Genomic DNA, 11,907 nt, shown 5'->3' with positions numbered 1-11,907 from the left:
CGAAGATGAACTTACACACACTTATTAACAGCAACGAGACTCTCAACAACGTCAGTGCCCTATTCGCGCGCTTTGGTTTAACCGCACTCTTTGTGCTTACCGGCTTAAGTAAAATTGAATTCTACGATGCCACGGCCCAGTACATGGCCTCGGTTGGCGTCCCCGGCATGTTACTGCCGCTGGTTATTTTATTGGAGGTCGTTGGCGGCATCATGATTATTGCCGGCCTGCTGACTCGCTTAACCGCCTTGGCCTTTGCACTCTTTAGTGTGGTGAGCGCCCTGCTGTTCCACTTTCAGCTTGACGACCAAACGCAGTTTTTAATGTTCTATAAGAACATCGCCATTGCCGGTGGCTTCCTTGCCCTAGCGGCCTCGGGAGCGGGCAAATACAGCCTGGATGCGCTGCTAAGTCGCCGTCAGGCCAAATAACCGCAAACGAATCAACGGCCCGCACCCTGCGGGCCTTTTTGCCGCTTATCAGCCGGGTGAGACCTTTCTTTTTACCCAGCGCATGTTAGGGTTAGGCTATGATTAATCGTCCTTTTTAGCTCATGCTCAGGATCACCTTAGAACAGTGGCGGATGTTTCGCGCCGTCGTCGAATCTGGCGGCTTTAACCAGGCCGCACAGAGCGTGCACAAAAGCCAATCAAGCGTACACAGTGCGGTCGCAAAAATTGAGGCCGCCTTCGGCGTTAAGCTCTTTCATATAGAGGGGCGGCGCACCGTACTCACCGACGCCGGAAAAATGCTGCTCAGACGCGCCGAATATTTGTTGGAAGAAGCGGCCAAGGTCGAAGCCATAGGCCACACCTTGGGCGACGGCATAGAGTCGCGTCTGCGTATCGCCGTCGACCAAACCCTGCCACAGCATCTTCTCTATGCCGTGCTCGAAGCCACCAGCAGCCAGTATCCGTTATTACGCATTGAGTTGTTTGAGTCCATTTTGACCGGCGCCTTGGAGTTAGTGCAAAACGATCAGGTAGAACTGGCTGTTTCCCCCTACTCTGGCGATGGCTTTAGCGAGCAGCTTTGCAGCATCGACTTTATCGCCGTGGCGCACCCGCGGCATGCACTGCATCATCTGGGTCGAGCGCTGACCCGTGAAGATTTAAAAGCCCACCGCCAAATAGTTATTCGCGACTCAGCCCTTCAGGGGAAACAAGATGCCGGCTGGCTGGGTGCCGATCAGCGTTGGACGGTTAGCCAGATCAACACCTCCATCGACATGATAGGCAATGGCCTGGGCTTTGCGTGGTTACCCAAGCATGCCATTACCCATGCCCTTGCCGATGGCACCTTAAAACCCCTGCCGTTAAGTAGCGGCGCACAGCGCACCCATCCGCTGTATCTCTTGTTTAAAGACGGCGATAACCTGGGGCCGGCGGCACGGACTTTTATCGGCGAGTTACGCAGCCGGGTATAAATCGCAGGCCCAACAAGCGTTCGCTTAAAACGAACGATATGTGCTTTTTATACTCATTTTAATCTCTTTAGCGGGATATTAGACTGGCTTCAACACCTCAAGTTTGGAGCACATCTTATGAAATATTTTCGCAAAGCCACTGAACGCGGAACGGTTGATCTCGGTTGGCTAAAAAGCCAACATAGCTTTTCATTTGGCCATTATTACGACCCCGCCCATATGGGCATCTCGGCGCTCAGGGTGATTAACGAAGACAGGGTTCAGCCAGGGCAAGGCTTCGACACCCATGGCCATCGCGATATGGAAATTATCTCCTATGTGATCAGTGGAGCCTTGAAGCATAAGGACAGCCAGGGCAATGAATTTATTGTTCCTGCTGGAGAAGTGCAGCGTATGAGTGCCGGCAGCGGCATTATGCACAGTGAATATAACGCTTCGGACAGTGAACCGGTGCACTTTTTACAAATTTGGATCCAGCCAAAATTCCGTGGCATTACACCCAGCTATGAGCAGATGCAAGTTCATCAGCACGGTGCAATGACGCCACTGGTGACGCCGACCGGGGAGCCGGGCACCCTGAGCATAAATCAGGATGCACGCATCTCGCGGCTGCAGCTAAAACCGGGAGCGCAATACAAGTTGACTAGCGCCGGTACGGGTTATTTGCACCTGGTTAGTGGCCACGCCCACAGCCAGGAGTTGGCCTTAAATGCCGGCGATGCCTTTGCAACAGAGAAGGATGAAACAGTGACTATTTATGCCGATTCGGCCCTTGAAGCGCTTTGGTTTGAGTTGCCCTAATGACGCTCACCACGCTTCTCGTTATCGCCGCAGTGGTGATGCTCACCGGCATTTCCAAATCGGGATTTGCCGGCGCCCTGGGTGTTTTTGCCGTCCCCTTACTACTGCTGGTGATGCCCGCCCTTGATGCCATCGCCTTGATGTTGCCGATTCTCATCATTGCCGATGTCTTTAGCTTAAAAAGCTATTGGCGCCAATGGCAAAACGAGCTGATCCGCCTGCTGCTGCCCGGCGTTGTTGTCGGGGTCTTGATAGCGCAATGGCTGATTCAAATTATTCCCGCCGCCTGGCTCAGTGCCGCCATCGCCACCCTGAGCCTGCTGTTTGCCCTGCGCAGCTTATTTTTTGCCAAGATACGTTACGGCTTTTTGGCAAGCGATTGGGGCGGACGCGTTATGGCTACCTTATCCGGACTGGCCAGCACCTTGGTCCATGCCGGCGGACCGCCGTTGATCATTTACTTCACCGCCAAGGCTCTGGCCCCGCGCCAGTATGTGGCCACCGCGGCGGCGCTATTTGCACTGATGAATGGCGTTAAACTCGCGGCCTTTAGCGCCCAGGGACTGCTCACCCTGGATCTGCTGTTCAGCGCCTTAGCCTTTGCGCCATTAGCCCTGCTAGGCAATTGGTTGGGAGTGAAAATTCAGCAAAAGTTCAATCCCCAGCATTTTTTACGGGTGATGAACTGGCTCTTGCTGCTGTTGGCTTTAGTCCTCTATGCCAAGCTCATGCTTAGCTAGGGGAGCGCAAGACTTCCCCCCCGTCTGCCGCTGGGCGCGCCAAACTTTTTACTCATTCTCGTGTGCATCCACCATACTGATAGTTTGTAACCTTCACAGGAGCAAAGCCATGGCCCTGAATCTTCACGTCATTATTTGCAGCGTCCGACCCGGCAGAGTCGGCCCATCCGTCGCCAACTGGTTTTACGAGTTTGCCAAGGAGCAAAGCAACTTTGATGTTTCCCTGGTGGATATTGCCGCCTTTAACCTGCCCATGTACGACGAACCCAAGCATCCGCGCCTGCAGGAATACCAGCATGAACATACCAAGGCCTGGTCGCGCAGTGTGGCCCGGGCCGATGCCTATGTGTTCGTGCTGCCCGAATACAACTTTTGCCCACCCTCGTCCTTCACCAACGCTCTGGATTATGTTTATAACGAATGGAATTACAAACCCTGTGGCTTCGTCAGTTATGGCGGCGTCTCCGGCGGCTTGCGTTCAACCCAGGTAGCCAAACAGTTAGTGACCACCTTAAAGATGATGCCCATGATGGAGAGCGTAATGGTACAAATGCCCTGGAACCTGCTCGATGAGGATAAACATTTTGTTGCCAATGAACACCACACCGCCTCCGGCAAATCCCTGTTAGAAGAGCTGGAAAAATGGGCCAAAGCGCTAAAAACCATGCGCTGAACTCCGGGCTATTTCCATCACCGAACGAGGAGCCAGACCATGAGCATCAAACTCACTAAAACGGCCGACGGTCAATATCGCCAGCAAGTACAAATCGGCCCACATCGGCTCTTTGCCGATGCCCGTATCGATACCCAGAGCGACAGCGCGCCGGATCCCCATGATATTTACGACTCGGCCCTGGCAGCATGTAAAGCCATTACCCTGCTTATGTATGCACAGAGAGCGGGGATCCCATTAACGGATGTGGCCGTTGACATCACCCGGGATGCCAGTGAGGAACGCCAGGGACGCTACCAGTTGCACCTAGACCTTATGCTGGGCGGTGAGCTGGATGCGGCGCAGCGGGAGAAGCTGGCGCAAATAGCCGATAAATGCCCAATCCATAAACTTATGACCCAGGTAGAAACCATCATCACCACGGACTGTAAATAGGAACCCATATGAGCAATCTAACCAATGACACCCGCAATGACTGTGAGCTAATGGACGCCTGCGGCGCGGTGAAAATGGTGTTAAAGCCCAAGGACACAGATCTGGGCGGTTTTTCCGTGCGTCGTTTGTTACCAACGGCGCAATTAAAAATGATAGGCCCGTGGATCTTTTTCGATCATATGGGCCCGGCCAGCTTTGCCCCTGGCCCAGGCATCAATGTTCGCCCCCATCCCCATATCGGCATTGCCACCGTCACTTATTTGTTTGCAGGTGAGATCCTTCATCGCGATTCTTTGGCCAGTGTGCAGCCCATTAAGCCGGGGGATATCAACCTGATGGTCAGCGGCAGCGGCATAGTCCACTCCGAGCGCGAGCGCCCCGAGGCAACCGCTCACGCACGCAACCTTAACGGCCTGCAACTCTGGCTTGCCCTGCCTAAGGAGCAAGAAGAAATGGATCCGGCCTTCTATCACTACCCGGCCAGCAGCGTGCCCCTGGTCAATATTGATGGCGTGCCTGTGCGAGTCATGATGGGCAGCGCCTATGGCGTCGAGTCGCCAGTGCACACCTTTTCCAATACCCTGTATTTGGAAGCCGTGCTTAAACCCGGCGAGTCATTAACCCTGCCACCATGCGCGGATCTCGGCCTGTATGTGGTGCGCGGTCATTTAAAAGCGAAAGACACCGACATCCCCGAGCACTGCATGGCGGTGTTTTCCGATACCCATGACATAAGCGCTGGCGTTACGGTCACCGCCAGCCAAGACTCGCGCATCGCCCTTATCGGCGGCGAGCCGCTGGGCAAACGTTTTATCGATTGGAATTTTGTTTCCAGTCGCAAGGAGCGCATTGAGCAGGCCAAGGACGACTGGCAAAACGGGCGCTTTGCCAAGGTTCCCGACGATGAGCAGGAGTTTATTCCGCTGCCCTAACGAGCATGTGATGTTGCCACTTATCGCCATCCCCTTTCTTTTTTTACCGGCTTGACGCATGCTAGGCCGAGTAAAAACTCTAAGGAGCCGAGAGATGTCCAATCAAGATGCATTTTTAGAACGTTTTCCCAAGGCCTGCGAAATCAAGGTGGCCTGGGGTGATATGGATGCGCTGCAGCATGTAAATAACACCCTCTACTTCAAATACTTTGAAATTGCCCGTATCGATTTTTTAAATCAGGCCGGCATACTTGAACACCTTGCCGCTGAGCAGGTCGGCCCTGTCCTGGCCGACAATTACGCCAAATATAAGCGCCCGGTGACCTTTCCCGACACCCTGCTGATCGGCGTCAGTATCAGTGACATAGGCAACAGCAGCTTTACCACCCACTACAGCGTGTTTTCCAGTGCGCAGCAATGCGTAGTGACCGAAGGTCAGGCAAAGTTGGTGATGTTTGACTTCAAAACAATGCAAAAAGCGCCATTGAATGATAGCTTGTTATCATTCCTGCACTTAAACCTAAAGGGCTAATCATGGACTATGCAAAGCTCGGCCGCAGCGGCTTAAAGGTATCACGCGTCTGTCTTGGTACCATGACCTGGGGCAAACAAAACACTCAAAGCGATGCCGATGAGCAACTCAATTATGCGCTTGCTCAAGGCGTTAATTTTATCGACACCGCCGAAATGTATGCCGTGCCACCGAGTCCCGATACCTATGGTAAGACCGAAACCATTATCGGCGACTGGCTCTCTCGTCATCAAGAAAAACGCAAGGAGCTGGTGCTGGCGACCAAGATAGCCGGCAACGGCTTAAGCTGGGTCCGCGGTGGCGGCGACATCAACAAAGAAGCGGTGATAACAGCCGTCGACCAATCCCTTAAGCGTTTGCAGACCGACTATATCGATCTTTTCCAGTTGCACTGGCCTAATCGCACTTCACCGCATTTTGCCAAGCAATGGCCGGGCATGGTGGATATCAAGAGCGTGGATAAAAGCACCGAGCGCGCGCAAATGCATGCCATTTTAGAGGGTTTAGATACTTGTGTTCGCGCCGGTAAAATCCGCCATTGCGGACTTTCCAACGAAACCCCCTGGGGGCTGAGCCAGTACCTGGACCTCGCCAAGCAGTATTCGCTGCCGGCCATGGTGTCGATGCAAAACGAGTTTAGCCTGGTGCATGGCAAGGATTGGCCTTATTTAATCGAGCAGTGCCATCATGAAGACGTAGCCTACCTGCCCTGGTCACCACTGGCCGGCGGTATGCTTAGCGGCAAGTATCTAGGTGGTGCGCGCCCGGCAGGGTCACGCTGGACCATAGCCCAGCGCAATGGCCTGTTTCGCGATACCGAGCAAGGCCAGCAAGCGGTGGCCCGCTATCAGGAAATTGCCAAGCAGCAAGGGATCACTGCGGCGCAGCTGGCACTGGCCTGGTGTAACCAGGTGCAGGGCGTCACTTCGACCATTATCGGCGCCACCAGCATGGCCCAACTGCAGGAAAATATTGACGCCTTTGCGCTTACCCTCGACGAGGAGACCTTGGCGCAAATCGATGCGGTATTTAGGGAGTATCCGGCGCCCTACTAGTGCTGACAAAAGCCCCCTAGCGACATAAAAAAGGCTTGCAACACGCAAGCCTTTTTTAACTCTTAGAGCCATTGACGCAGCAACACGGTCAGCGCCAATAAGGTAAAGGCCACGGCCAGTAATTTATTGATAATTAACTGGTTGCGCTCCAGCCAGGGATAGAAACGCGGGTGACTGCAAAGCATGGCCACCACACAATACCAGAGCGCATCGATAACGGTCGGCGTTGCCACCATCACCGCCTGCTGTTGCCATTGCATCGGCTCGGCGGGAATAAAGGGCGAAAACAGGGCGACAAAGAAAATCGCCAACTTGGGGTTTAAAAAGGCAATGGCAAAGCCGTCTTGAATGGCACCGCGACGCTTGCTGCCCGCTGCTTCTATCTTAAGTTTGGTAGCCCCACTGCGCCAGCTGTTAAAGGCCAGATACAACAAATACAGGGCGCCGGCATAGATCAGGATCTGATACAACAAGGGCACCTGTTGCTGCAAGGTTCCCAGACCTAAAATGGCTAGCAGCGCATACACACCCACACCGAAACCGTGACTTAGGGCGCAGGCAATACCGCCGGAGCGACCACTTTGCAGGCAGTGTTTTAAAACCACGGCCAGACTAGGACCCGGAGACATGGCCCCCATTAAACAAATGCCCACCAAGGCCAGCCAATTTGTTAACTCCATTATTTTTGCCTTTGTTCTTGTATTAATTCAAATAATTGTACCGTGGCCAGGGTGTCATTGATAGCGCGGTGATGCCCTTGTAAATCAATCCCCAACTCCTTGCACAGCTTACCCAGGGAATAAGAGGCATATCCCGGCAGGTGCTTGCGTGCCAAGCGCACGGTGCACAGCTTAGGTAGGATCAGGTTTTTGTCGGTACGGGCAAACTCGGCGCGTAAAAAGCCATAGTCAAAATTGACATTATGGGCGACAAAAATGGCCCCTTGTAAAAACTGCCACAGCGACGGGGCAATCTGCGCAAAGGTCGGGGCATCGGCCACCATGGCATTGTCTATGCCGGTCAGCTCGGTAATGTAGCGCGGAATATGGCGCTCGGGGTTGATCAGTGAATGCCAGCGCGCAACCTCCTCGCCGTTCACCAACTTGACCGCGGCGACTTCGGTCACCCTGTGGCTATTCTTTTGCCCTCCCGTGGTTTCAATATCCACCACCACATAGGGCTGCTCCGGGTTGACCTGCCAGCTTACGCTTTGCACTTGTACCTCGAACCCGGCTCGCTGCAACTGACGTATGGCGAGCAGCTGATTGCGGCGCAGGCTATCGCCCGGTGCCTTTATCTCTTCAAAGCGCAGCTTGCCTTGCGCTATCACCATCAGATCCGGGTAGCCGTCTTTGGCATTGATGAAGTCCTTGGCCATCACGGTTAATTGCGCATAAATGGCCGACAGCGAGGCATGTTCAATCAGAAGCAACAAGGGATCAAGCAAGTTTTCATGCCAGCGAATAAAGGCATTAGGCTGCTGATAATGCCGGGTAGCATTGGCGGTAATATGATGCACCAGCTTGGACTTGGTATCACAGTGTGCAAACAGCGCCGCGATATTGTCCCGGTACATGTGATAGAAACGCCCGTCGCGCAAACTGCTTGGAAATACATCAAACTCGGTGCACACGCCGCCCTGGGCGCTGGTAAAGAGCTCATCCCAAAAACACAGGGCAAAGAGATGAAGCCACAATTGGTTCTCGCAATGCAGCGCCTCGCTACCCTGTTGCCGATATAAATCGATGACACCCTGCTCTACGTGGTGAGAATAGGCCTCGTCTATGGCCAAAGGCTCGCCATGGCGCAATAAATCGGTCAAGGTGCTGGTGCGCTTGCCCTGAAATTTAAGGGCATAAAAGTCCTGGGCAAAAAACAACACCTGCTCGCAGCTGGGATCCTCGATTAAGGCCAACAACCGAGCCTCGACCCAATCTTTGTCACCGCGCTTATAGCGCTGGCGCACCACCAGCTCCACCGCCTGAGGGTGTTCGCTCTCGACCAGCAAATCCAAGGCTAATTGCTCATCACACACCCCCAGGGCCAACAGCTTCTTACCCAGCACATACAAGGACTCATGGCGATAACGCGTCGCCAGCGCTCCCTGTGCCAGCGGCGCCTGGGTTAAGCCAGACGCCAAGACCAGCAACTGGGGTTCTTCCTCCAGGGCTTTCGCCTGAGCGCGCACCTCACCGTAAAAAAACGCACTTTTAGCCTCATCGAGCTGGTTAAAGCGAGCCCCAATCTCCCCCTTGTTGGTGCGGCGAATACCCAGATCGCGCAATGAAAACTGTGTCATCGAGCTATTGATACGACCAAAGAAAACAAACAAGAGGTAGTGCAGCACCGAATTATAACTGTGCACTAAATAGCTTAAAAAAAGCTGGCTGTGACGCACATGACCAAAGCACAGGGTTTGCTGGCAATACGCCAGCCACATCGGCTTTTTCGCGGAGAGGGCAATGCCGGGCAGCTCAAGCTCCTTGCACAGGTTGATCAGCTCCAGCTTAGTAAGGGATTCTAGCCAGGCGGCAAACTCATGCTCCTGCACATGGCGCACCCACTGCCGACGCTTAAGCAGCGCCAACGCCAGCGGCACATGGTCGATTTCCTCGTAATGTAGGCTGCTTTGCTCAACAAAGTCGGACTTGCGATTGTACATGCGCACCAGCACACACTGAGCATGCTCGGGCAGGCTCAGAAATTCATTGATATAGCCGCGCTCGGCATCCGCGCACAGATGCCAGGCATGTTGCTGATGATAATTGAGAAACTCTTTAAAATGCGCCAGGTAATAGCGTGGCGGTAGGACTTTCTTTTCCATGCAAGCACACAGTTAGATAAAACTAACCGTGAGATTACCACTGTTTATTTATACAGTAAACTTTTGAATTCTAAGACCCTAAAGCGCTTGCCATTGTTTTGTAACCAGGACCTGCTCGTCAAGTAACACCTGTCCCTCGAATACCTGCCCCGTGCGCACCTGCCCCACTCCTTTAGGTGTCCCCGTTAACAACCAATCACCATCTTGCAAGTGCTGCCAATTGGCCAACTCATCAATGGCCGTTTGCACCGGATACAACATCTGCCTGGTCTGGCCCTGCTGCACAAGTTCGCCGTCGATATACAAACGCAACGACAGCCTGGCGATGTCCGCCTCATCGATGGCAGCAAAGTCACTTGCCAGCACGGCACCATCGAAACTTTTTGCTCGCTCCCAGGGCAACCCCTTGGCTTTTAATTCAACTTGCAGCGCCCGCTTGGTGAGATCCAAAGCAAAGGCCACGGCAACGGGGCGATTGTTTTTGATGACAAAACACAGCTCCCCTTCATAATGCAGAGCCTCATTTTGATGCTGCGACAGCAACACATCGGCAAGCACCGAGGGCGGCTTGTTGAAAATCACCATGGCATCGGGCATGGCATTATCCAGCTCCTTGATATGCTCGACATAGTTACGGCCTATACAGGTGATTTTTCCGGGTTTTGTTGCCATATTTTTATCTCGTTTTGGATTTTTCCTCAGTGTATGGCGCTGCTTGCACCATCGCAAGCACCTGAGCTCGGCCGCACACATTTTTGCAATCGACGCGACTACTGCGCTGGATCAAACCCATAAAGTCGGTTTTTTGGTTAACTAACTGTAGGAGCAGACTCGGGAGAAACTCATGCCCAGGCTTTCCACCTTAACCCTACTCAAGGTTATTATTGTTTTTGGCGTACTGCTGATCATCGGCGGTCATACCTTGCTGGTGACGGACTCGTTTCGTGTTATTTTGGCATTTACAGCTTTATGATTGGCGCTGTCTGTATTGCGGTGGGCTTGATCATGTCTTTGCCGACTAAGATCTATCTGACCATCTTGTTGATGCGCAATGAGGGCAAGGAGAGTAAATTTAAGTGAGGTAACGACTCACTGAGCCGCTACCTCTGGGTCGATTACGACTTTTCTTGTAGTGTGCGAGCTACGGTACGCATACCCAAGGTGGTTGCACCGGCAGACCATAGGCTGGTTGGGCTGTTTTGGAAGGCCGCTGCCAGATCCATATGCACCCATCCCTTGCCTTCGTCACGAACAAAGCGTGATAAGAAACCAGCCGCGTTAGAGGCGCCACCAAAGCCACCGCCTTTTTGCGGACGACTGTTTGCTGTGTCGGCATAAGGTGACGGACAGTTGTTCTGGTGGAATTTCTCCAACGGCAGTGGCCAGGCGCCTTCGAACTCTTCCTTAGCGAAGCTTTCAACGTCACGCACCATGTCTTTATCCAAACCGAATAACGCATTGTATTCCTGACCTACCGCAACCAAGGCTGCACCGGTTAGGGTTGCCGCGTTGATAATAGTAGCGGCGCCCGTTTCGCTAGCAGCCAATCAGGCCGTCGGCCAATACCAAACGACCTTCGGCATCGGTATTAACGATTTCAACAGTGGTGCCATTTTTGTAGGTAAGAATGTCGCCCAGCTTGTAGGCATGGCCCGAGATCAGGTTCTCGGCACAGCATAGGAACAGCTTTACACGCTTGTCCAGACCGCGATTAATCGCCAGTGCCAGACCCGCTGTCACAGTAGCTGCACCGCCCATATCGCACTTCATGGTCAGCATGCCTTCACTTGGCTTGATTGAATAGCCGCCGGAATCGAAGGTGATACCCTTACCCACAAGCGCCGAGGCCACTGGGGCGTTATCATCGCCAGTTGGGTTAAAGTCGAGCTCAAGCAAAACAGGTGGGCGCTCACTGCCACGACCTACCTCGTAGATACCAATCCACTGCTGCTCTTTTAACGCTTCGCCCTTGATGATTTGGTAGCTTACGTGCTCAGGAGCCAAAGACTGGATAAACTCACCGGCTTTCTCGGCCAGGCTTTCCGGGTAGATATCTTCGGCGGTGCCGTTGATCATCTGACGCATCCAAATAGCCGACTGCTTAAGCGCCGCCAGCTCTTTTAAATCACTTTGCTCATTATCAACGAATTCAACGCCATCTAGTACTTTAGGGCTCACAAAACCTTGATAGAAAGCCCACTGGCTCTCTGTGCACCAGGCATCACCGGTTAAGGTGACCGCTTTTACGCCTTGGTTGGCAACGGCGCGACCGGCCTTTTGCACATTCACCAGGGTATCGGTTTCGCTTAGGTGCACGATTGCACCTTGCTCATTGAAAGACAGGTTTGCCGCCTCACCCCAATGACCTGGGGCAGCCTGCTCGCTTAGTTGTACTAAAAATTGTTGACTCATAGGGGTCCTCTTGGACTGGGATTACAATTACCAGCAGTTTACACTAGGGCCATGCAGTTCTAAAGCGAAGTACGATT

General features: G+C 53.2%; 13 protein-coding genes and 1 pseudogene. 10 read left to right on the top strand and 4 right to left on the bottom strand.

Translation table 11 applies throughout. The features are described from left to right. The first annotated feature begins 5 nt into the window (after positions 1-5). From C2M17_RS03765 to C2M17_RS03725, 9 genes are all read left to right on the top strand, one after another. Positions 6-431, top strand: a complete 426-nt coding sequence (locus tag C2M17_RS03765; RefSeq protein ID WP_105199527.1) for a DoxX family protein — start codon at positions 6-8, stop codon at positions 429-431. 122 nt (positions 432-553) lie between these two features. After that, positions 554-1,426, top strand: coding sequence for a LysR family transcriptional regulator (locus C2M17_RS03760; protein ID WP_105199526.1), 873 nt, complete (start codon positions 554-556; stop codon positions 1,424-1,426). A gap of 117 nt (positions 1,427-1,543) precedes the next feature. Beyond that, positions 1,544-2,227, top strand: a complete 684-nt coding sequence (locus tag C2M17_RS03755; RefSeq protein ID WP_105199525.1) for a pirin family protein — start codon at positions 1,544-1,546, stop codon at positions 2,225-2,227. Next, positions 2,227-2,967 (top strand): sulfite exporter TauE/SafE family protein, encoded by a 741-nt coding sequence (locus C2M17_RS03750; protein WP_105199524.1) that lies wholly within the window; start codon positions 2,227-2,229, stop codon positions 2,965-2,967. The genes C2M17_RS03755 and C2M17_RS03750 overlap by 1 nt, the downstream gene beginning before the upstream one ends. Before the next feature lie 109 nt (positions 2,968-3,076). Next, positions 3,077-3,640 (top strand): NADPH-dependent FMN reductase, encoded by a 564-nt coding sequence (locus C2M17_RS03745; RefSeq protein WP_105188342.1) that lies wholly within the window; start codon positions 3,077-3,079, stop codon positions 3,638-3,640. 39 nt (positions 3,641-3,679) lie between these two features. Then, on the top strand, positions 3,680-4,075 hold the full coding sequence (locus C2M17_RS03740; RefSeq protein WP_105199523.1) for an OsmC family protein: 396 nt from the start codon (positions 3,680-3,682) through the stop codon (positions 4,073-4,075). Positions 4,076-4,083: 8 nt separating this feature from the next. Further along, a complete protein-coding gene (locus C2M17_RS03735; protein ID WP_105199522.1) occupies positions 4,084-5,007 on the top strand; it encodes a pirin family protein in 924 nt (307 codons plus the stop codon). Between the two features lie 94 nt (positions 5,008-5,101). Continuing rightward, on the top strand, positions 5,102-5,539 hold the full coding sequence (locus C2M17_RS03730; RefSeq protein ID WP_105199521.1) for an acyl-CoA thioesterase: 438 nt from the start codon (positions 5,102-5,104) through the stop codon (positions 5,537-5,539). Positions 5,540-5,541: 2 nt separating this feature from the next. Beyond that, the gene (locus C2M17_RS03725; protein ID WP_105199520.1) at positions 5,542-6,594 is read left to right on the top strand and encodes an aldo/keto reductase; all 1,053 of its coding nucleotides are present in this window, start codon (positions 5,542-5,544) and stop codon (positions 6,592-6,594) included. 62 nt (positions 6,595-6,656) lie between these two features. Here C2M17_RS03725 and C2M17_RS03720 read toward each other — a convergent pair whose 3' ends face one another. The 3 genes from C2M17_RS03720 to C2M17_RS03710 form a co-directional block, all read right to left on the bottom strand. Then, positions 6,657-7,274 carry a LysE family translocator gene (locus tag C2M17_RS03720; protein WP_105199519.1) on the bottom strand — a complete coding sequence of 206 codons (618 nt, stop codon included), beginning with the start codon at positions 7,272-7,274 and terminating at the stop codon, positions 6,657-6,659. Beyond that, complete coding sequence (locus C2M17_RS03715) at positions 7,274-9,418, bottom strand: exonuclease domain-containing protein (RefSeq protein WP_105199518.1); 2,145 nt, start codon at positions 9,416-9,418, stop codon at positions 7,274-7,276. The genes C2M17_RS03720 and C2M17_RS03715 overlap by 1 nt, the downstream gene beginning before the upstream one ends. Before the next feature lie 78 nt (positions 9,419-9,496). Then, positions 9,497-10,090 (bottom strand): fumarylacetoacetate hydrolase family protein, encoded by a 594-nt coding sequence (locus C2M17_RS03710; protein WP_105199517.1) that lies wholly within the window; start codon positions 10,088-10,090, stop codon positions 9,497-9,499. Between the two features lie 172 nt (positions 10,091-10,262). On the opposite strand from C2M17_RS03710, the gene C2M17_RS16115 reads away from it, so the two are divergent. Further along, the gene (locus tag C2M17_RS16115; protein ID WP_267894399.1) at positions 10,263-10,391 is read left to right on the top strand and encodes a hypothetical protein; all 129 of its coding nucleotides are present in this window, start codon (positions 10,263-10,265) and stop codon (positions 10,389-10,391) included. Positions 10,392-10,533: 142 nt separating this feature from the next. On the opposite strand, the pseudogene pepB reads toward C2M17_RS16115, so the two are convergent. Continuing rightward, a pseudogene (gene pepB / locus C2M17_RS03700) lies at positions 10,534-11,830 on the bottom strand (aminopeptidase PepB). Between the last annotated feature and the right edge of the window lie 77 nt (positions 11,831-11,907).

Origin of the sequence: Pseudoalteromonas sp. T1lg10, from assembly GCF_002964545.1 — a bacterium.
Taxonomy (GTDB): Bacteria; Pseudomonadota; Gammaproteobacteria; order Enterobacterales; family Alteromonadaceae; genus Pseudoalteromonas.
Note: the sequence above shows the minus strand (reverse complement) of the source record. Positions and strands in the feature narration are given on the sequence as shown.